Here is a 22,376-nt window from a genome sequence, read left to right as displayed (position 1 = left end):
GCGATAAACTTTTTACAGTGTTTATCGACACTGGGTGGTTTGGCTGAGCACGCCAAGCGTGGTTTAAACCTTGGCAGCCACTCGGACACGTCACCTAAATTCTAAGACTTGGCATAAACACATCCATGATGATCTGCACCCAAGCCATTCGTCCATGAATGTCTGCTTTTTACTGACGATAACGCCCTACTCGGACACGTCAGCCTTGCTCACTTTTAATCAGCTTAACTTTCGCTAAGAAAAAGCTGCGCTATGTTAGAAAAAAAGCCCTGCTTTAGCAAGGCTTTCTTATACTTTCATCGTTAACTGGTTACTTTTTAACTTAACGTTTTAAACTTGCTGAAAAATCAAGCATACGATTAGTGGAACGTAAAGCTCCTTTTCGTAATTCCATATCAACAAAGACTTCTTTGCCTGTAGGGTCTATTAGAGCTTCCTCAATGGCTTTTAAGCCATTCATTGCCATCCATGGACAATGCGCACAACTTTTACAGGTTGCGCCTTCACCAGCCGTTGGTGCTTCAAAGAACTCCTTCTCTGGGCATAGTTGCTGCATTTTATAAAAAATACCGCGATCAGTAGCAACAATAAACTTTTGGTTAGGCATTTCTTGCGCGGCTTTAATAAGCTGGCTAGTAGAACCTACTGCATCAGCTAACTCTACAATTTCCGCGGGTGATTCCGGATGAACTAAAATAGCGGCATCTGGGTGCAACGATTTCATATCAGTTAGCGCTTTGGTTTTAAATTCATCATGCACAATACAAGCGCCTTGCCACATGATCATGTCTGCACCTGTTTGCTTTTGAATATAATTGCCTAAGTGACGGTCAGGCCCCCAAACAATTTTTTCGCCTTGTTCATCTAAATGCTCTACTATATCGAGCGCACAGGATGAGGTTACTATCCAATCAGCGCGTGCTTTAACGGCCGTTGATGTATTGGCATAAACCACAACGGTACGATCGGGGTGTTGATCACAAAAATCGTTAAATTCTTTAATAGGGCAACCTAAATCTAAAGAACAAGTAGCTTCTAGCGTAGGCATTACAACACGTTTTTCCGGTGTTAGCACTTTAGCGGTTTCCCCCATAAACTTAACACCAGCAATAATTAACGTATCTGCCTTATGCTGATTACCAAAGCGTGCCATTTCTAGTGAATCTGCCACACAGCCGCCTGTTTCTTCTGCTAGAGCTTGAATTTCAGGATCAGTGTAGTAATGCGCGATCAATACCGCGTTTTTTTCAACTAATAGATTTTTAATGCGTGCTTTGAAGTCTGATTTCTCTTGTTCAGATAACTTTGCGGGTTTCGCTGGAAAGTTAAATTCAAAATCTACTGCTAAATTACTCTGTGCCATTAGTTTACTCTACGTGCCTATTACAACTGGGGCGGAATTATACGAGATATACGATGAAAAGTGTACTATCGGTTCTATGTACAACCGATGGTTTTTATTTAAAGCAAAATCAAAGTAGTATGGTTTAAATAAAATAGGGATTAAGTAAGAAAAATATCATAGGTAGTAAAAGATTAACTATCTACACAAAAAATTAACCGTTCATGTTGTATGAGATTACTTGAAAAGTGGTCGGTCGTGAAAGATTTATTCCGTACATGCTGTATGAGATTACTAGAAAAGTGGTCGGTCGTGAAAGATTTATTCCGTACATGCTGTATGAGATTACTAGAAAGGTGGTCGGTCGTGAAGGATTTGAACCTTCGACAAATTGGTTAAAAGCCAACTGCTCTACCAACTGAGCTAACGACCGATGATAGATAGATACGATAATAAAAAAGATGTCACTTCTAAAGTTCTTAAAGAAAGTGGTCGGTCGTGAAGGATTTATTCCGTACATCCTGTACTTCACCCTTTGGGCCGCATTGCATGCGTTCAAAATTGTTCCTGACAATTTTGTGAACCTTCTTCTTGGTTCAACCCTTCAACCTTACTTTTCTTACAAAAGAAAGTGGTCGGTCGTGAAGGATTTGAACCTTCGACAAATTGGTTAAAAGCCAACTGCTCTACCAACTGAGCTAACGACCGATAATCTAGTTTTATATCTAATAAATGGCGAGCCACACTTTCTATTTGGTATGAAGAAAGTGGTAGGTCGTGAAGGATTTATTCCGTACATCCTGTACTTCACCCTTTGGGCCGCATTTCATGCGTTCAAAATTGTTCCTGACAATTTTGTGAACCTTCTTCTTGGTTCAACCCTTCAACCTTACTTTTCTTACAAGAGAAAGTGGTCGGTCGTGAAGGATTTGAACCTTCGACAAATTGGTTAAAAGCCAACTGCTCTACCAACTGAGCTAACGACCGACATTTATTTGCGTGGAACGTCTCGTTCAACGCGCCGCATATGATACTCATAATTTTGCCGAGTGCAACAACAAAATTAAGTTTTTTTACTATACGTGATTTTTTGCTTAAAAAGCCAACACAGTGGGCAACTTATCGCCACAACTTTACGGTAGTGACGATAATCTTGGTTGTGCTAACTTTGCAGCACTTGAATCAGGGTACAATGATAAAAGTTGTTGATAGATACTTTTTGCTTGGGCAAAATTATTCTGTTTTTGTTCAACCATTCCTAACTTCAACATTGCATCACTACGTTTAGATGAATCTTTAAATTGATTCACCACAACAGAAAACGCTGATTTAGCTTGTGCAAGTTCCCCTTTACTAAAGAGTAACTGCCCTAACCAATATTGCGCATTAGCTGCATAACTTGAATTTGGAAATTGTGTTATAAATTGACGAAAAGCAGGTATCGCATCATCGTAACGCTTTTCCTTTAATACTAAATTAAGCGCGGCATTATATACATCATCGCCGTTCGTAACTGTTGGGCTAACGGTAGGTGTTGATACTGTTGCTTGCTCAAAAGTATTCGTAGGTGTTTTAGGTTTAAGTGCTTGCGACACTCGACGTTCAAGTTCTTGATATAACTCTTTTTGCCGATCTAATACTTGCGATAACTGATGTGAATGTAGTTCTGTAACGCCACGAAGTTCACTTACTTCATTTTGTAATTCATCAAGTTGGCGCTGCATTTTAATTTGATTACGTGTGTACACCTTATTTTGGCGAACAATGTCTTCAATTTGCTCATGCAATGAACCAGAACTTGTAGCGCTAGAAATAACGTTAGATGCGTCAATCACTGGTGCTGGTTCTGCTGCCTGACCATAAAAGGCGGCAGCAGAAAATACACCAAATAAAACTTGGTTTAGTTTCATTTATAGGTTACTCAATTAGTAAACTAATACAGCACGACGGTTTTTAGCAAAAGCACTCTCTGAGCGGTTTCTAACCATTGGCTTTTCTTCGCCATAACTTACGATAGAAATTTGAGAAGGTGATACACCCATGTTTTCTAAATACGTTTGTACAGACTTAGCACGACGTTCGCCTAATGCGATGTTGTAATCAGGCGTACCACGCTCATCAGCATGACCTTCAATTAACACATTCACATCACTATTTTTTGATAAAAACGTGGCGTGTGCGTCTAATACATTTGAAAAGTCTGCACTTACTGTTGATTTATCAAAACCAAAATAAACGATATGTTCTGAACGTAAACGTTCCATTTCTTGACGTTTTTGCTCTGCAATTTCAGCTTCACGTTGAGCTGCAGTCACTTGAACGTTATCTTGCTCAGTTGTAGTTTGAGTTTGAGTATTTGTATCAACCTGGCTTTGTTCATCAGTTTCAGTATTTGAACTACAAGCAGTTAAAGCCATTATAGGTAAAGCTACAGCAAGAGCCTTCACAGTTTTATTCAAGCGCATTTTAGGTTTCCTTATTGTTTCAATAATTTTAATTCTTACAATTTTTATAAAAACGGTGACCAAGCAGGAGATTTCACTTCGCCATTAAGCGCAGGTAATCGTGCTTTAAATCTACCATCTAATGAGACTAAGCTCAAAACTTGTCGGTTATTATGTAATGTACTGTAGATAATCATGCCACCATTAGGTGCGATACTTGGTGATTCATCTAATCGAGTTCGTGTTAACACTTGGAATGTACCTGTTTCCAAATTTTGTTTTGCCAAATGATATTGACCACGTGTGCGATTTACCATTACAAGTTGACGACCATCAGGCGATAATGAGCCACCAAGGTTCATTTCACCATCAAAAGTGAGTCGTCTTACTTTTCCGTTCACTAAATTTACGCGATATAGCTGCGCTTTTCCACCCCGTTCTGAACTAAATATCAATGAATTACCATCAGGCGTCCAACTTGGCTCCGTATCAATAGCACGATGACGGGTAATTCTGCGTAGTTTTTTAGTGGCTACATTCATCACATAAAGCTCAGGATTACCGTCTTTCGACAATACCATCGCCATTTTCTTACCGTCAGGCGACCAACGAGGAGCACTGTTGATACCATTGAATGAAGCAATTAATTTACGTTTACCTGTATAAATATCAATAGAATAAATTTGAGCTTGATGATTAAGGAAAGTCACATAAGCTAATTGATTGCCAGAAGGGTCCCAAGACGGAGACATCAACGGTTCTTTTGAACTTAACAACGTATGTTCGTTAAAACCATCGTAATCAGATATTACTAATTGGTACGGATACTCACCTTGGTCTCTTACAATCACGAAAGCTATTTTTGTTAAAAATGCACCACGAGTACCCGTTAACGTTTGGTAAATTTTATTACTAATTCGATGAGAGTAGCGTCGAAATTGACTTGAGCTTATTTCAACACTACTTTCCGCTAAAATGTGATCAGTACTTTTTACAAGCTTGCCACCGCTTAACATTTGCGTTTTACCGTCAGTAATTTGGCCACGCACAACATCGACTAAGTGAAAGGTCACCTGATAGCGGCCTAAGCCAGTTGACGATATTTTGCCAACAACAACATTTTCTACGCCAATGTTTGCCCAAGCTGCGTAATCAACATCTTCAACTTTATTAGGAAACTGTGGAAAATTTGTTGGGGAAACCGGGCTAAATTTACCACTTCGTAGTAAATCATCACTGACAATTTGAGTGATGTTTTCAGGCAATTGACCTGGCCCATCATAGGTAAAAGGTAATATTGCGATAGGACGGGCACCGTCCACCCCTTCGGTTATCACTATTTCTAATGAGCCGGCAAACGTTCGCGTTGTCATTAACAACACGCATAAAGAAATAAATATTCTGAGTTTTTTCATAAGATATCAAATTGCTTTTTTTAAGGTTAATTAAAACTCTGGCACCACAGTTAAACTGATCGAACGCATTTTTTCAAACACTTCCGGATCTTTTGACACAGGCAAAGTACCCGCTTTCTTAACTGCATTACGTGCCGCATCACATACTATACGGTCACCGCCCTGTCTTGAAACATCAATAACAAAGCCAGATGCCGCCAAGGTAATATTCAGCTTACACGACTTACCTTCCATCGTTGCTTGATCTGTTAATAAGTTACTTTGAATGATGTGTGTGATCAATGCTGTATAACGGTCAAGCTCTGAGGTAACTCGCTGTTGACGAGCTTGCGCTCTTGCTGCCATTTCTTGCGCCATTTGTTCTGCTAATTGACGCTCTTGCTCTTCTCGCTCTTTTTTAGCTCTGCGTTTTCTTTCAGCTTCTTGACGTTTTCGTTTTTCTTCTTCAGCTTTTTTCTTTCGCTTAGCTTCAGCTTCGCGGCGTCTTTTCTCATCTGCCGCTTTTTTCTTTTTAGCTAACGCTGATTTTTGTAACTCTTCTTCTCTTTTACGTTTGGCTTGCTCTTGTTTACGTTTTTTTGCAAGCGCCGCATTACGAATGCGATCTTTTCTTGCTTTATCTTCAGCAGCTTTTTTACGTTTTTGCGCTAAATCTTTTTCACGAATTTTATTTAACTGCTTTTCTATCGTTTTCTTTTCAACAACAACGGCTTTAATTGGCTTTGGTGGCGCCATAGCATTACTTGCCGTGGGTGTTGGTTTTGCTAACGAAGAAAAATCAGCAAATAATAACACTAAGGCAATAACAATATGCGCAGAAAAGCTAATGACTAACGCTTTTACAAATGATCCTTGCACGCGTTAGTTCTCCTCAAGAGAGTCAGTCATCAACCCAACCGATGGTACGCCTGCTTCTTTTTGTAATAACACCATTAATTGAATGACGGCATCATATGACACAGCACCATCACCATTGACCACAACAGGTGTTTCAGGGGCTTTGGCAAGGTGTGATTTTACTAAGGTTGCGACCTCTTCAGCAGATAACTGCTGATTTTTACTCGTGCCTATTGCTAAATAATAATTGCCTTCAGCATCAACTGACGCTACCAATGGCGGTTTAGAGTCTTCATCTAAGGGTTCAGCATCAGCTTTAGGTAAGTCTACTTTTACCCCTTGAGTGATCAGCGGTGCTGTAACCATGAAGATTATCAATAAAACCAACATTACATCGATATAAGGCACAACGTTTATTTCGGCGACTTTTTTACGTCTAACACGACTGTACATATAAAATCTCCTTCGCGATTACTGAGCCGCAGATGATTGACGCTGTAATATACTTGAAAACTCTTCCATAAAATTCGCGTATCTATTTTCCAGCTTTTCAACACTGTGAGTAAAGCGGTTATATGCCATAACAGCAGGAATTGCTGCAAATAAGCCCATGGCTGTTGCTATTAAAGCTTCTGCAATGCCCGGAGCAACCATCGCAAGTGTCGCTTGTTGTACTGCACCTAGGGCAATAAACGAATTCATGATTCCCCATACAGTACCAAACAAACCGATGTACGGACTAATCGAACCAACGGTTGCCATGAAAGGTAAATGTGTCTCTAACGTATCAACTTCTCTTGAAAGCGCAACACGCATAGCTCTATGCGTTCCGTCAACAACGGCCTGAGGCGTATTAATATTGCTTTTTCTGATCCGTGCAAACTCTTTAAAGCCTGCTACAAATAAGCTTTCAATACCTTTTATTTGTTGATTTGCAGTTACTTCGGCATATAAACGGCTTAAATCAGCTCCGCTCCAAAACTTGTCTTCAAACTCTTCTAATTGCTGTGTTGCTTCTACAAGCACTTTACGACGTTGAAAAATCATCGCCCACGAAACAACCGAAAAACCAAGTAAAATTAACATGACTGTTTTCACGAGCAAACTTGCTTCCAAAAACAAATCCAAAATCGAAAGTTCAGCTGACACTTTTTAACGCTCCTAAAATATTATTGGGTATGGCACATGGTTTTGCATGGATAAGATCAACATAGGCAACCACAACTTTAATACGACACATACACAGTTGTTGTTCATTAAATACTTGTTGAATAAAGCTAACACTTGCACGTTTAAGTTGTTCAATTGTAGTAATAACCGTTAGCAAATCATCTAATTTAGCGGGCGCTAAGTTATCCATTTCAAGCTTTCTGACCACAAAGCCCGCATTTTGTTCTAAAAAAGTTGATTGGCTAATACCAAGCTTTCTTAACCATTCTGTACGAGCACGTTCACAAAAATTCAAATAATTTGCATGATAAACATTTCCGCCAGCATCGGTATCTTCATAAAACACTCTAATTTGAAAATGGTCTTCAATTGTTTGCATTAATGAAAGTATGGCTTGTTCAGGTTTTTAGATGCTAGGTATAGTAATAGAAAATGATAGATGCAAACAACCCCTACAAGGTACGTTTTGTAAGAATTTACAAATAAATTACATCTTTTATTAGCGTTGATAATTACGTTGAAAATAGCCAAAGCTAATTTAACACCTTATCCATTAGTTTTTCTAATATGAAAGATAAAAAATTCTCGTTTGTTTTAGATCAATGTTTTATCTAAAATACACATGTTTTCTGAGCTAGCGCACTGATAAACTTCTTATACCCCTAGGGTTTATCATTAGCCAGTGAATTTTTAGATTAGATAGTTTGCTATCTTATCTCTCTGACATGTTTCCTGGAATACCATATTCCTTCTAGCAACTTGAGAAATTAAGTTGGCCCGCTTCCTTTAAGCGGGCTTTTTTTTGTCTAAATTCTGCCAGTTAAGCAAAAAGAATGTAATGCCATCACTAGCTTGGGTAAATATAACTAGATTGTAATCCAAGCGGGAAGCCTAATCCCCAATATGCTAATAAAAATATTGTCCAACCGATTAAAAAGACAATGGAATAAGGGATCATTAATGCGATCAGCGTACCTATCCCAGTGCCCTTAACATATTTTTGGCAGTAAACAACAACGAGTGGAAAGTAAGGCATTAACGGGGTAATGATATTAGAGCTAGAATCGCCTACTCTGTATGCCGCTTGAGTTAAGTCAGGTGAAATACCCAGTTGCATTAACATAGGTACAAATATCGGCCCTAGTAACGCCCATTTAGCAGAACTTGACCCAACAAATAAGTTAACGAAAGCCGTTAAAATGATAATTCCAACGATAGTAATTGAACTAGGTAATGCTAAAGCTTTTAGTACTTCTGCACCTTCTATTGCTAATAACGCACCTAAATTAGATTTGCCAAAAGCAGAAATAAACAGAGCACAGAAAAAAGCCATCACCACATAGTAAGCCATGCCGTGCATTGACTTTGTCATGGCATTCACCATATCTTGTGTTGAGGTAAAAGTGCCAACAGAAAAGCCATAAACAATTCCAGGTAACCAAAACAATAGAAAAATTAATGGAACAATTGATTGCATTAGCGGTGAACTAAAGTCTGTTAATGAACCATTTTCACTACGAAACGCTGAATCTTCGCCAACAGTACCTAGCACTAATAGCCCAATACCAATTAACATTACGGTCGTTGCGATATAAAAACTTTTTCGTTCTTTATCACCTATCTCATCAAAACTAGGTAAATCATCAGTTTCACCATCAATTTCTACATTTTTAAGCCTAGGTTCAATAATTTTATCAGTAATATACCAACCAATTAACACGATGAATAACGTGGATGCAGATGTAAAAAACCAATTATTTAAAGGATTTACAGATAGGTCTGGATCGATAATATGCGCAGCACTTTGGGTAAAACTTTGTAATAATGGGTCTATGCCTGAAGGAATAAAGTTAGCACTAAAGCCACCACTTACACCGGCAAAGGCCGCCGCTATCCCTACGAGCGGATGACGACCCATGGCAAAGAAAATAACCCCAGCTAATGGGATCACCAATACATAACCCGCATCAACTGCAGTATGACTAATGATCGCAATTAATATAATGCACGGAGTTAGCATAAATTTAGGTGTGCGTTTGAGCATCAATTTTAACCCTGTGTTGATATAACCAGAGTTTTCTGCCATTCCTACACCAAGCATTGCGACTAACACTACACCTAGCGGTGCAAAGCCAGTGAACGTTTTAACCATGGTTGATAAAAATTGCGCAAATGCTTCCATGGTAAGTAAATTATGCACCACAATTGCATCACCAGTGCGTGGATCTAAAGAGGAAAAGTTAACTTGTGAAAGCACAGCAGACAATACCCAAATGGTGATCATTGCAATGAAAAATATCATGGCAGGATCAGGTAATTTATTGCCTATACGTTCGATGCTATTTAAAAACTTATCAATGCCTTTTGTCTTTATTTTTTGTTCGGCACTCATGAGCGATACTCCTTTGTTTTATTATTAACAATAAGAGCATAAGGCTTTGATAAAAAGAGTGCAAAAAGAATTCAATGCAATAAATGCAGTGATTATCCATTTAATCTAAGACTTGGTTAAGTCGTTTACATTATGGTGCTTTAGGGGCTATAGAAAAGTGTCGGTAGGCTTTGTCGGTCACAATACGCCCGCGTGGTGTACGCTGAAGAAATCCTTGCTGAATTAAGAAAGGTTCAAGCACGTCTTCAATTGTTTCGCGCTCTTCACCAATGGCTGCCGCAACGTTATCTAAACCAACAGGGCCTCCGTTGAATTTATCAATAATTGCTTCTAATAATTTGCGATCCATAATATCGAAGCCTTCATTATCAACCTCAAGCATAGTAAGAGCTTGATGTGCTACACCTTGATCAACTTGACCTTGCGTTTTAACATCAGCGTAATCACGAACTCGTCGTAGAAGTCTATTAGCAATTCGCGGAGTACCACGTGAACGCTTTGCAACCTCAAACGCTCCTTCGTTATCAATGTTTAGATTTAAAAAGTGTGCAGAACGATTAACAATATCGGTTAAATCTTGATTATTATAAAATTCTAATCGCTGAACAATACCGAACCTATCTCTTAATGGTGAAGTTAAAGCACCGGCTCTAGTAGTTGCACCAATCAAAGTAAAAGGAGGTAAATCAAGCTTTATAGATCGAGCTGCTGGCCCTTCGCCTATCATGATATCCAGTTGGTAATCTTCCATGGCCGGGTATAATACTTCTTCAACCACAGGGCTTAAACGGTGTATTTCATCAATAAATAGCACATCGTTTTCTTCCAAATTTGTGAGTAACGCGGCTAAGTCGCCTGCTTTCTCTAGCACAGGGCCTGATGTTGTACGAATATTCACGCCCATTTCATTTGCGACAATATTGGCCAGCGTTGTTTTACCTAACCCTGGTGGGCCAAAAATAAGTAGGTGATCAAGTGCTTCTTCACGATTTCTGGCAGCTTGAATGAAAATTTCCATCTGCGCTTTTACATGCGCTTGACCTGTATAATCATTAAGTAATTTCGGACGTATAGCTCGGTCAATGCCTTCATCTTCTTTCGTTGCTACCGGTTGTATCAAACGATCTGCTTCTATCATGCTGCTTCTCTTTTATAACATTGATTTTAATGCATCACGTATGATGGCTTCGCTATCCATACCCTGCTGATGAACTGCTTTTACAGCTTTACTCGCTTGTGCATTTGTATAACCAAGTGAAACTAACGCATTGATTGCATCGCCTTTAGTATCAGGTGCATCTGATACTCTATTAGCAATATTATCTGCGGTTAATGAGAAGCTAGTAGTGTCTGTTTCAGCATGCCAATCTTTTAATTTATCACGCATTTCTATAAGTAAGCGCTCTGCGGTTTTTTTACCAACACCAGGTATTTTAACAATGGTCGATAAATCATCATGGGCGACACAACTAACAAATTGCTCAGCAGACATACCTGATAAAATTGCCAACGCTAATTTAGGGCCAACACCATTAATTTTAATCAGTAATCTAAAAAGCTTACGTTCGGTTTTATTGGCAAAACCATAGAGTAATTGTGCATCTTCACGGACAACGAAATGCGTAAAAATTGTCGCTTGCTGCTCATGCTCTGGCAAAGCATAAATGCTGGTCATAGGCATGGTAACCTCGTAACCTACTCCTGCACATTCAATGAGTATTTCAGGAGGAATTTTTTCAATTAATGTACCACGCAAACGCCCTATCACTACAGCAATCCTATTTAACTAATGTTCTATTTAAATTTATAAATCTTAGTCGCAAACCTTATCACTATATATTTATACAGTAAAGTGTTATCTTAATCTTCTACGTACCGTTTTAGTCGCCTGACCAGACAATTTACTGATTGAGTCATGGCTATGAGCATGGCATAACGCAACCGCTAACGCATCAGCTGCATCGGCTTGTGGGGTAGCAGGCAGTTTTAAAATTGACTTCACCATATGCTGAACTTGTGTTTTGTCTGCACCGCCAGTGCCAACAACGGATTGTTTAATTTGCCTTGCAGAATATTCTGCAATTTTTAGCTCTGCACTTGTTGCTGCCACAATTGCAGCGCCTCTTGCTTGTCCAAGCTTTAAGGCTGAATCTGGGTTTTTAGCCATAAACACTTGCTCTATCGCAAACATCGTTGGTTGAAATTGTATTATTATTTCGCTAACACCCGCATAAATCGTTTGTAAACGATCACCTAAGTCATCGCCAGCAGCAATGGCTTTAATACAGCCACTGCCAAGATAAGTTATCGAACGACCTTGCTGTTCGATCACACCGTACCCCGTAAAGCGTGAACCAGGATCAATTCCTAAAATAATCGCCAATGTTATTCCTAATGCGTTTGCGTATTACATAAAAAATGCAGTTAAAGCATTACTTTAACTGCATCATTCGTTTTCGTCATTTAACACTTAATAATTAAGCTATTCGCCAGCTTTTTCGTCAGACACTTGAGTAACGGTTTGAATGCCTAATTCTTTCAACTGTTCTGGATTTGCTTGACCCGGAGCATTAGTTAAAGGACATGCTGCGGTTGTCGTTTTTGGAAATGCCATTACATCACGTATGGAACTTGCGCCTGTCATTAGCATCACTAAACGATCTAAACCAAACGCTAAACCTGCGTGTGGTGGCGCACCATATTGTAGGGCTTCAAGTAAGAATCCGAACTTTTCTTTCGCTTCTTCATCACTGATGCCAAGAATACGGAATACCGCTGCTTGCATTTTTTGATCATGTATACGCACTGAACCACCACCGAGTTCACAGCCATTTAACACCATATCATAGGCATTTGAAAGTGCACCAACTGGGTTAGCTTCTAATTCTTCAGGTGTTAAATGAGTTGGCGCTGTAAATGGATGATGCAAAGCATGTAAACCACCGTCTGCTTCTTCAAACATTGGAAAGTCAACTACCCATAATGGTTTCCAATCATCGGTAGTTAAACCAAGCTCTTCACCTAATTTTAAACGAAGTGCGCCTAATGATTCAGTAACAACATTGTAGCTGTCTGAACCGAAGAAAATAATATCGCCGGTTTCTGCGTTTGCTCGTTCAAGCAATGCAGTTACAGCATCTTCAGATAAAAACTTAAGAATCGGTGATTGCAAACCTTCAAGACCTGCTGCCTTATCATTAACTTTTAACCAAGGCATGCCTTTGGCGCCATAGATGCCAACAAACTTAGTCAATTCATCAATATTTTTACGAGAAAATTTACTTGCGCCTTCTGGTACGCGTATAACCGCAACACGGCCTTTGTCATCATTTGCTGGGCCAGAAAACACTTTAAACTCTACATCTTTTAAAATGTCTGCTACGTCAACGATTTCGAGTGGGTTACGTAAATCTGGTTTATCGGAGCCAAAACGTTGCATTGCTTCGCTGTATGGCATTCGTGGGAATTCACCCAGATCAACATCAAGTAATTGTAAAAACAACTCACGAATCATACGTTCAGTCACTTCCATCACTTGGTCGGCAGTCATAAACGATGTTTCAATATCGATTTGAGTAAATTCTGGTTGGCGATCTGCACGTAAGTCTTCATCACGGAAGCATTTTACGATTTGATAATAACGTTCCATTCCTGACATCATCAGCAATTGCTTAAACAACTGTGGTGATTGAGGTAGTGCAAAAAAACTGCCTTTATGTGTGCGACTTGGTACTAAATAGTCACGCGCCCCTTCTGGCGTAGCCGCAGTTAATATAGGTGTTTCAATGTCCATGAATCCTTGAGACTCTAAAGATTGACGTACCGCTGCAGTTACTTTTGCTCTAAAACGTAATCGTTCCGTCATTTCTGGACGACGTAAATCTAAATAACGATATTTAAGACGATTTTCTTCAGAGTTTTCTTGATTGGAGTCAAGAGGCAATGGTGCCGAACGGTTAAGAATATTGACGTCTAGCCCTAGTACTTCGATAGCACCGGTCGCCATATCTTTATTAATTTGTCCTTCAGGACGTGCTCGTACTTTACCTTTAACTTGAATACAGAATTCATTTCGTAAGGTATTTGCTTTTTCAAGTACTTCCTGCAAATCAGGATCATAAACAACTTGTACGATACCTTCGCGATCTCGTAAGTCTAAAAAGATCACCGCACCTAAGTCACGACGACGATTTACCCACCCACAAAGAGTAACTTCTTGACCAATATGAGATTCATTTACCTCACCACAATACAGCGTACGCATATAGTTAAATCCTGAATTTTTGAACTTTAGTTACCGCAATACCGATAACCATTTTTACGGAAAAAATTGTCGCCAATTATATAGATTTACGCGTGAATGTCACTTAATTATCCGTGTTAAAAATATAATGATTTTTACCCGCAGCTTTTACGCGGTACATCAAAGTATCCGCGACTTTGAGTAAGTCGCTTTCTGATTCGCCATCAGTTGGAAACATAGCAATACCAATACTACAACCAATTCGTACTTCACCAACAGATAACTCAAAAGGTTGCTGTACTGATTTCAATACTTTTTCGGCAATAAAAGCCGCTTCATTTTTATGGTGTAAGCCTGTCAATAATAAGACAAATTCATCTCCGCCAAACCTAACCACAGTATCTGACTTGCGCACACAACCCGATAGTTTATCAGCAACCAGTATTAATAATTCATCACCAACATCATGTCCATGGGTATCATTAATTGTTTTAAAGCCGTCAAGATCAATAAACAAAACGGCCATGGTTCTATCTTGTCGACGATGATAATTAATACCATGATTGATACGATCTTTTAATAACAAGCGATTTGGTAAATCTGTAAGTTCATCGTGCGTCGCCATATGTTTCATTTTTTCTTCTAGGGCTTTACGCATTTTTACTTCTTTATAAAGTCTTCTATTCCATAGAATAAAGACAATTATTACGATGACAATAATCGCACCTATTTGTAACGACACTCGCAATACCACACTTTTATCAAGCCCTGTTTCAATATTAATTTCAAACCAGCGCTCATATATTTGTTTTTTCTCAGCTGCGGTTATAGTTGCTAAACCTTTATTAATAATGCTACGTAATATTGGCCAATCTTTACGGACCGCATATCTATTTTCATCGGTGTTTAAATCTTCAACGACTGACATTGTTAAGGTGACCAAACTGTCTCTTCGAATTAATTCAGACGCTGAAGCAATATTCTCAGCAAAGCCATCGACTATGCCATTTTGTACCGCTAATAGGCCTTCTTCGTGGTTATCAACTAATCTTAAAGAAATAGTAGGATGCTCTTTTTTAATTTTATCGATAAGATGATAGCCTTTAACAATCGCTAATTTTCGGCCATAAAAATCTTCTATTTTTTGTCTCTCACCTTGTTGTTTCTGGTGAATGATCACCCAGGGCATATCCCAGTATGACTCACTGAACAAAAGGTGTTTTTTACGTTCAGCAGTTTCTGTAGCGCTCGCTAAAATATCAATTCTTTGCTGCTCAATGGCTTCAAGCATCTGTTGCCAATTATCGAAAACTTCATAGGTAAAGTTAAGCCCAGTTCGTTGCTCAACAAGGGTGTTTATATCAATATTAATACCCTGGACTTGGCCGTTTTCATCTATAAACTCAACAGGTACCCAGTTTTTATTAATTCCCATTCGCACTTTATCTTGCTGAGATAACCAACTGTCTTCTTTTTTACTTAATTGCGCGCGTTGTTTATTGAGCTTGAAATAGCCTTTACTGTCTTTGTTTAACCATCGACGTTCAAGTTTAATTAACTCCTCTTCTGGAATTAGCTCAAAACCATTTTTAATGATCTCTATTAACCGATTATTCTTTTTCGATGTAACCGCATAAATATTGGCGCCTAATACAGAGTCTGGCAATTCATAAAAATCATGCTGTACGTTTGCTACTTGCAATCGGGCTTCCATAATATCTTTCACACCGATTATGCCATCAATTACGCCCTTTTCAGCTTGTTGAACCATGGTTTTAAAGTCTTGATAAAAGGTCAATTCATTTTCTGGAAATAATAATCGTATGTTTTCTACATTCGGTATTATTTGAAACACACCTAGTTTTTTTCCTGCTAAAGCGGCTGAAGTGGTAGTTTCTTTATTGTTAATATGCACATAATATTTGATATCAGCTTGGTATACTTGCATCGCTGTACGTAGTTCTGGGTACAAGGTTAAGTTGCCACGAGTAAAGCTTAAATCTGGAAAACCTATATGAATATCCGCACCGCCACTAGTAAGCATTTCGCTGGCATTTTCAAAGGATTGTGGTACGAACTCAATAATTTGGCCAGTATATTCAGACCATAAACGCCACATATCGATAAATAACCCTTGTGGGTCTCCGGAAGAGGAAACTGTCATAAAGGGGGCAAATTCAGGAGAAAAAAGCAAAACTATGTTGTTAGTTTTTTTATCGATACCCAGCCATTTCTTCTCAATGGCTGATCGCTCTTCACGGGAAATCTTCCTCATTCCCTGTTCAATAAAGTTAAGTAATTGAGAATTATCTTTTTTCACTGCCGATGCAAATCCTCCTTGATGAAACAACAATCGTTTATAAGCAGGAAATAATTGACTCAATTCTCGATATTTAGGGTAATTATTTGAAATTCTATCAATGTTTGCAAAAGCCGCTATTTCACCTTTTAGCGCAGCATTAAATACATCAAAACGGTTATCGTAAAACTTCAACACCAATTCAGGGTATTGATCAGTGATAAAATCAACATAGCTCGAGTGACGAACTACACCAATAGTAAACGGCTTTAAGCTATCAATTTCCCGAACATGGTAATCGCGATGTATATAGATATAATTTTTCTGCTGAAAAAAATCACTGGTAAAATCATACTCTTTTGCACGAAGGCGTGTTTTTGATAGCCCGCCATGAATATCAACAGAGCCGTTATCAACTTGTGATAATGTTTCTGACCAAGTCATCAGCTGAAAAACAACTTCAACTTGTTGTTTTTCAGCCCACGCACGCCATAAATCAACAGTTAGGCCAGCCGCTTCACCTTGATTATTTTGAAAATGATACGGATAAGAGGTTTTATTTACTGCGATTGTGAACACACGTTCATTAAATGAAGCGGCAAAGCCAACCTCATTTTTTACAACCAATAACCCCAGTAAAAGCCAGCATAAAAATGTGTAATACTTCAACAAATTTTAGCTCCTATTATTCGCTAATGCTTCTTCGTGTGAAAAATTTCGAAGATGTCCAAAGAGTTTTTCGTATTCAAGTTCATTCATTTGCGTTTTTACGTTAAAATAATCATAGTTTTTTAGATGACACTTTAAAAGTAACATGACACCGTCAAAACCTGATCTTATTTTTTCTCACAAGCAGCGCCAAGTAAAAGATTTTGCCTTCGATGCACATGTTGTCGAAGTATTCCCCGATATGATATCTCGTTCTGTGCCAGGATATAACACCATTATCGATACAATTGGCCAATTTAGCCAACAATATGTGACTGAAAGCACTAATATTTACGACCTTGGCTGCTCGTTAGGTGCTGCCACTTTGGCTATGCGCCAAGGAATTAAAACGAAAGGCTGTCGTATTATTGGCGTAGATAATTCAGCTGCGATGGTGGATAGGTGCCGTAGACACGTGCTGGCATTTAAAGGTGAAACACCTGTAGAAATTATCGAAGATGATGTACTAGCAATAAGCATTGAAAATGCTTCTATGGTTGTGCTTAATTTCACTTTGCAATTTATTGATCCAGACAAACGAGCTCAGCTAATACAAACCATTTTCGACGGTTTAACCCCGGGTGGCATATTAGTTATCTCAGATAAATTTATTCATCCTGACAATGCCTGTAACCAAACGCTCATTGACTTACACCATGACTTTAAGCGCGCCAATGGGTATAGCGATCTTGAAATTGCGCAAAAGCGTACTGCACTTGAAAATGTAATGAAGCCAGATTCACTTGAAGATCACCATCTGCGACTTGCCAATACTGGCTTTTCGCAAAGTAGCACATGGTTTCAATGCTACAATTTCTTTTCACTTTTCGCGATTAAATAAGCTATTTTTATGAATTATTTTGCCTCTTTTTACCAACAAATCGCCGTTAATAAATTAGCGCCCTGGCTTACTTCATTGCCACAACAACTTGCACGTTGGCAAAAAGAACAATTGCATGGTGAGTTTTCTCATTGGCAAAAAACACTTGAAGCACTTCCTAACACATCACCTTCGATTGTTGATTTTAATTCGCAAGTAAAAATTGGTGAAAGGCGTGATATCAATGAAGGCGAATATAAACGAGCAGAAAACTTATTAAAAAAATTAAAACCGTGGCGCAAAGGTCCGTATCATCTTCATGGTTTGCATATTGATACTGAATGGCGTAGTGACTTTAAATGGGATCGCCTATACCCTCACATCAGTAATTTACAAGATAAATATGTACTTGATATCGGCTGTGGCAGTGGTTACCACTTATGGCGAATGAAAGGATCTGGTGCAAAATTTGTCGTAGGTATTGATCCAACACAATTGTTTTTCATGCAGTTTCAAGCGATTCAGCATTTTGCTAAAGATACTTCTGTTAACCTTTTACCCTTAGGCGTTGAAGACTTACCTGAATTAGCAGCCTTTGATACAGTATTTGCAATGGGTGTTTTATACCATAGACGTTCGCCAATCGATTTTTTGTATCAGTTAAAGGCACAATTGGTAAAAGGCGGTGAATTAGTGTTAGAAACCTTAATTGTTGATGGTGATGAAAATACCGTACTCGTACCCGGTGAACGTTACGCGAAAATGCGCAATGTCTGGTTCTTACCTAGTGCAAAAGCAATGTGTGCATGGTTAGAGCGGTGTGGCTTTAGTAACGTTAGAGTGGTAAATGCCGATATCACCAGTGTAGAAGAACAACGTAAAACCGATTGGATTGATACAGAATCGTTACAAGACTTTCTTGACCCTAACGATAGTAGCAAAACCATTGAAGGTTACCCTGCTCCTAAACGCGCGATATTTATTGCCAATAAATAAGCAGATTTATCAGTGTTAATGTGATGCATTGAAATACGATAACAATTGTAATATTCCATTTATTTTATTGAATATATTGGTTTATTATTTTTTGATATCTGCCATTTTTTCGCATCATATCAATACTTTTATCAAACTCATCGCGTAACTTTTCAGACTTAAAAGCAGCTGAAAAGGTATTTTCTTCAAAAAGATAATGCACCTTGTGCGGCTTAACTAACAAGTCATTACTGAAATGTTTTAGATAGTAGTTAAAAATAGCAATGTCTATAATAATCACTTCAGCGCGTCTTAAAAATAGCATTTCAACCTGCTTTTTCTGATCAGGTATTTCTCTGTAATCAATAACATAATCAATTGCTGAATTATAATCTTGATCTAAATATCTTTTCGCATTTTGAAAGGCAACAACCACTTTATTGGTTAATCCTTCCACGCTATTAAGTATAAAATTATTTTCAGCTAAGCTAATCGCTACATTTTGGTAGTTAACATAAGGCTTAGATAAATATAATGCGGGGTATTGATAATCAGGCCGAACATTTAATATCGCATCTGCATTAAGACGTTGAAAAGCAGTAATATTTCGTCCACCTGGGGCATGATAAAATTCAACATCAATATTGTATGGCTTTAAAGCCTCTCGCATCAACTCTAATTGTAGGCCTTTACCATTTTCTTCAATAATAAAAGGTGGTTTGGGTAAGCTAGCAATAACTGACACCTTTTTGGCGGAAACATCCATAGAACATAAAAAGCTACAGGATAATACAGCCACACTTATCCAATATTTAATTCGCATTCCAACTCCCAATCAAAACCACTCACCATTTTAAAAAAAGTGAATATACCTTACTGCGCACATATCACAGACAACTTTAGGCAACTTTATGCCGATTTATCCCAATACCCCTATATCGACAGGGAATAAGTTTAATTGAACAAATTACTTCGACATTCTCAACAATAAATAACATCAGTAGTATAAGCTAAAATGTGTTTTACAAGTAAATGAAAGACTTAAAGCCTTGTAACGATAACAAAACATTGCCAACACTAAGGTTACACGTTCATAATAAGCTAGTTTACTGAGATTTATCACACAATAAGACAAAGGCTATGTATGAATGATATCTGGTCAGAGCGACAATTTTCTTCCGTAGTTAAACGCCGACACGATCACCGAAGCCCATTTCAGCGTGATCGTGCACGTATTTTACATTCTGCTGCTTTTCGTCGCTTACAATGCAAAACTCAAGTCATTGGCAGTGGCCAAAGTGACTTTTATCGAACTCGTCTTACTCATTCTTTAGAGGCAGCGCAAATAGGTTCAGGTATCAGTGCGCAGCTACGGGCAAAGTATCCAGCGTTAGCGGAACAGCTATTCCCGCAAGAAGACAGTTTAATAGAAGCATTGTGCTTAGCTCATGATATTGGTCACCCACCTTTCGGACACGGCGGTGAAGTTGCCCTACATTTTATGATGCGAGATCATGGTGGGTTTGAAGGCAACGGACAAACCTTTCGTATCGTTTCACGTTTAGAACCCTTTAGCGAAGGCTTTGGTATGAATTTGGCTCGGCGAACCTTATTAGGTCTGGTTAAATACCCGCAAACGTTAGCGCTTTTAACCACAAAAAAAACGCCAGTGGTGCCACAACGATTTCGCCAGTTAAAAGCAAGCGACTGGCATCCGCCGAAAGGGCTTTATCAAGACGATACATCTTCTATCGATTGGTTATTAGCACCATTATCGTCACAAGACAGAGAATTATTTCAATCAAGCTCTTCGCCAGCTGCAAATAAACACCTAAAAACACATTATAAATCGTTAGATTGTTCAATGATGGAACTCGCAGACGATATCGCCTACGGAATACACGATTTAGAAGATGCAATAGCCACAGGTGTCGTGCAAGCAAATGATTTTGAAAAACATGTCGTTCAAAAACTACAACAATTAGATGACCAATGGTTGCAGCAAATCAGCACTCAATTAACCGAACAACTTTTTAGTACACAGCATCATTTACAAAAAGAAGCCATCGGCTCATTAGTAAATTACTTAATTACGGCCATAGAACTCGTAGATTTAAATACAGAACAAAGCACTACATTTACTGAGCCATTATTACGATACAACGCTAAACATCCGAAAATAGCAGAACAAGTGTTAGACATTTTTAAAGGGTTCGTCTATCAATTTGTTATTAAGCAACCTGCAATACAACAAGTTGAATATCGCGGACAACAAATTGTCATGGAATTATTTGAAGCACTGTCTTCTGATCCTGAGCGTTTACTGCCTAATCAAGCTAAAGTACAATATCTAAAAGCATTACGTGAGAATGAAAATCCACATCGAGTGATAGCTGATTACGTTGCTAGTATGACTGATGATTTTGCCACAAAGCTTTATCAATCATTGTTTATTCCTCAAGATCACACCCCCCTTTCATGGTCAAATAATTAAAGCATGTTAACGATTTACGCTGGCAAAAACGCCTTAAAACAAATAAATGAAAATGGTTTTACCCCTGAATTATTTAGTGCAATGTACGGAGCAAGTGGTGGTCCTAAATGGTTTACCTTATTCGGGTTAGATAAGTTTATCTTTGGTGAATTTTTTAAAAACACGACACAAACGATCAATTTAGTTGGCTCTTCCGCTGGCGCTTTCCGCTTTGCCGCATTAAGTCAAAATGATCCGGTAACTGCCATAACAGCATTAGCAGAAATTTATAGTGAAACGGTTTATTCTAAAAACGCTGATGCAGTTGAAGTAACAGATAAAGCAAAAGCATTACTCGATGCGGTTTTTTCTGAAAAAGGTATCGAAGAATCACTTAATCACCCTGTATTCAAACCACATTTTATCGTGGCTAAATGTCGTGGATTAACTAGCTACGATCACAAAATCCCGCAAATATTTGGCTTAATTGGCAGTATATTACTAAACCGCGTTAGTCGTGATTTACTCGCAAAACAATACCAACGTTTTGTCTTCCATGCGCCTAATAGCCCGTTAAAAGTTTCAGATAAATACCGCTTCAATAATCAATATATCAGTTTAAACTCGGTGAATTATAAGCAAGCTTTATTAGCTTCTGGCTCTATCCCGCTGGTGATGCAGGGGGTGAAATTTATCGAGCAGGCGCCTAAGGGCATGTATCGAGATGGCGGGCTCATAGATTATCACTTTGACGTTGAATTACCCAATAATAATGGGCTGATTTTATATCCTCATTTTACTAATCAACCAAAACCTGGTTGGTTCGATAAAACCTCAAAACGTCAGGTCTCAATAAAACACTATGAGAATGTTGTTATGCTTTGTCCTTCAACTAAATTTATCAACAGTTTACCTTTTAAAAAGATACCGGATCGTAAAGACTTTACCACCATGGAACCACAGGCAAGAATAGCTTATTGGCAAACCGTTTTGTCGCATTCAGAGCAACTTGCCGAAAGTTTTGCGCAATTTGTTCGCTCCCCTGATATCAATACGATTAAACCGCTTGAAAAACATATTGTTGGCTAAAGGCGTCACGCTTCTTTTCAGCTAACACCTTGTTGCTAAGCAGGCAAACGCAAGATGAAATCATTTATTTAAATAGGGAGATATAAAGGAGCCGCTCACATCGATTTATTTAATGCTGGTTGAGATAAATCCACATATTATCATTGACTTAATTTTAACCACTGTGCAT

Annotated in this window: 19 protein-coding genes and 3 tRNA genes; 4 read left to right on the top strand and 18 right to left on the bottom strand. The window is 38.5% G+C overall.

Going from position 1 to position 22,376, the window contains the following annotated elements; all coding sequences use genetic code 11:
• Positions 1–322: 322 nt before the first annotated feature.
• From nadA to Q4489_RS15620, 17 genes are all read right to left on the bottom strand, one after another.
• Positions 323–1,363 (bottom strand): quinolinate synthase NadA, encoded by a 1,041-nt coding sequence (nadA, locus tag Q4489_RS15700; RefSeq protein ID WP_303482093.1) that lies wholly within the window; start codon positions 1,361–1,363, stop codon positions 323–325.
• Between the two features lie 336 nt (positions 1,364–1,699).
• Positions 1,700–1,775 (bottom strand) — tRNA-Lys (locus Q4489_RS15695).
• Positions 1,776–1,974: 199 nt separating this feature from the next.
• A tRNA-Lys gene (locus tag Q4489_RS15690) sits at positions 1,975–2,050 on the bottom strand.
• Between the two features lie 203 nt (positions 2,051–2,253).
• A tRNA-Lys gene (locus Q4489_RS15685) sits at positions 2,254–2,329 on the bottom strand.
• 146 nt (positions 2,330–2,475) lie between these two features.
• Positions 2,476–3,252 (bottom strand): tol-pal system protein YbgF, encoded by a 777-nt coding sequence (gene ybgF, locus Q4489_RS15680; RefSeq protein ID WP_303482090.1) that lies wholly within the window; start codon positions 3,250–3,252, stop codon positions 2,476–2,478.
• Between the two features lie 15 nt (positions 3,253–3,267).
• Entirely contained in the window at positions 3,268–3,807 is a 540-nt protein-coding gene (pal, locus tag Q4489_RS15675; RefSeq protein WP_074500434.1) for a peptidoglycan-associated lipoprotein Pal, read from the bottom strand.
• 44 nt (positions 3,808–3,851) lie between these two features.
• Entirely contained in the window at positions 3,852–5,159 is a 1,308-nt protein-coding gene (gene tolB / locus Q4489_RS15670; protein ID WP_303482087.1) for a Tol-Pal system beta propeller repeat protein TolB, read from the bottom strand.
• Positions 5,160–5,231: 72 nt separating this feature from the next.
• Complete coding sequence (gene tolA, locus Q4489_RS15665) at positions 5,232–6,059, bottom strand: cell envelope integrity protein TolA (RefSeq protein WP_303482083.1); 828 nt, start codon at positions 6,057–6,059, stop codon at positions 5,232–5,234.
• A 3-nt stretch (positions 6,060–6,062) separates the two neighbouring features.
• Positions 6,063–6,491, bottom strand: coding sequence for a protein TolR (gene tolR, locus Q4489_RS15660; RefSeq protein WP_074500441.1), 429 nt, complete (start codon positions 6,489–6,491; stop codon positions 6,063–6,065).
• A gap of 18 nt (positions 6,492–6,509) precedes the next feature.
• Positions 6,510–7,187, bottom strand: coding sequence for a protein TolQ (gene tolQ, locus Q4489_RS15655; protein ID WP_074500444.1), 678 nt, complete (start codon positions 7,185–7,187; stop codon positions 6,510–6,512).
• Complete coding sequence (gene ybgC, locus Q4489_RS15650) at positions 7,177–7,587, bottom strand: tol-pal system-associated acyl-CoA thioesterase (RefSeq protein WP_303482078.1); 411 nt, start codon at positions 7,585–7,587, stop codon at positions 7,177–7,179. The genes tolQ and ybgC overlap by 11 nt, the downstream gene beginning before the upstream one ends.
• Positions 7,588–8,055: 468 nt before the next feature.
• Positions 8,056–9,600 carry an AbgT family transporter gene (locus Q4489_RS15645; protein ID WP_303482076.1) on the bottom strand — a complete coding sequence of 515 codons (1,545 nt, stop codon included), beginning with the start codon at positions 9,598–9,600 and terminating at the stop codon, positions 8,056–8,058.
• Positions 9,601–9,730: 130 nt separating this feature from the next.
• Entirely contained in the window at positions 9,731–10,738 is a 1,008-nt protein-coding gene (gene ruvB, locus Q4489_RS15640) for a Holliday junction branch migration DNA helicase RuvB (protein WP_303482072.1), read from the bottom strand.
• A 12-nt stretch (positions 10,739–10,750) separates the two neighbouring features.
• Entirely contained in the window at positions 10,751–11,368 is a 618-nt protein-coding gene (gene ruvA / locus Q4489_RS15635; RefSeq protein WP_303482069.1) for a Holliday junction branch migration protein RuvA, read from the bottom strand.
• A gap of 87 nt (positions 11,369–11,455) precedes the next feature.
• Positions 11,456–11,983, bottom strand: coding sequence for a crossover junction endodeoxyribonuclease RuvC (gene ruvC / locus Q4489_RS15630; RefSeq protein ID WP_303482065.1), 528 nt, complete (start codon positions 11,981–11,983; stop codon positions 11,456–11,458).
• Between the two features lie 99 nt (positions 11,984–12,082).
• Entirely contained in the window at positions 12,083–13,864 is a 1,782-nt protein-coding gene (gene aspS / locus Q4489_RS15625) for an aspartate--tRNA ligase (RefSeq protein WP_303482062.1), read from the bottom strand.
• Positions 13,865–13,967: 103 nt separating this feature from the next.
• Positions 13,968–16,814: a transporter substrate-binding domain-containing protein gene (locus tag Q4489_RS15620; RefSeq protein ID WP_303482059.1), complete on the bottom strand. Its 2,847-nt coding sequence runs from the start codon at positions 16,812–16,814 to the stop codon at positions 13,968–13,970.
• 142 nt (positions 16,815–16,956) lie between these two features.
• On the opposite strand from Q4489_RS15620, the gene cmoA reads away from it, so the two are divergent.
• Together cmoA and cmoB are read left to right on the top strand one after the other, a co-directional pair.
• On the top strand, positions 16,957–17,691 hold the full coding sequence (cmoA, locus tag Q4489_RS15615) for a carboxy-S-adenosyl-L-methionine synthase CmoA (protein ID WP_303482056.1): 735 nt from the start codon (positions 16,957–16,959) through the stop codon (positions 17,689–17,691).
• A 9-nt stretch (positions 17,692–17,700) separates the two neighbouring features.
• Positions 17,701–18,666: a tRNA 5-methoxyuridine(34)/uridine 5-oxyacetic acid(34) synthase CmoB gene (gene cmoB / locus Q4489_RS15610; RefSeq protein ID WP_303482053.1), complete on the top strand. Its 966-nt coding sequence runs from the start codon at positions 17,701–17,703 to the stop codon at positions 18,664–18,666.
• Positions 18,667–18,730: 64 nt separating this feature from the next.
• Here the strand turns inward: cmoB and Q4489_RS15605 are convergent, their stop codons facing one another.
• On the bottom strand, positions 18,731–19,468 hold the full coding sequence (locus tag Q4489_RS15605; RefSeq protein WP_303482050.1) for an ABC transporter substrate-binding protein: 738 nt from the start codon (positions 19,466–19,468) through the stop codon (positions 18,731–18,733).
• A 321-nt stretch (positions 19,469–19,789) separates the two neighbouring features.
• Between Q4489_RS15605 and Q4489_RS15600 the strand changes: the two genes are divergently transcribed.
• Together Q4489_RS15600 and Q4489_RS15595 are read left to right on the top strand one after the other, a co-directional pair.
• Entirely contained in the window at positions 19,790–21,139 is a 1,350-nt protein-coding gene (locus Q4489_RS15600; protein WP_303482047.1) for an anti-phage deoxyguanosine triphosphatase, read from the top strand.
• Between the two features lie 3 nt (positions 21,140–21,142).
• On the top strand, positions 21,143–22,207 hold the full coding sequence (locus tag Q4489_RS15595) for a patatin-like phospholipase family protein (protein WP_303482041.1): 1,065 nt from the start codon (positions 21,143–21,145) through the stop codon (positions 22,205–22,207).
• The last annotated feature ends 169 nt before the right edge of the window (positions 22,208–22,376 follow it).

Origin of the sequence: Thalassotalea sp. 1_MG-2023 (genome assembly GCF_030546745.1) — a bacterium.
Lineage (GTDB): Bacteria > Pseudomonadota > Gammaproteobacteria > Enterobacterales > Alteromonadaceae > Thalassotalea_C.
This window is presented reverse-complemented; position numbering and strand designations above follow the sequence as displayed.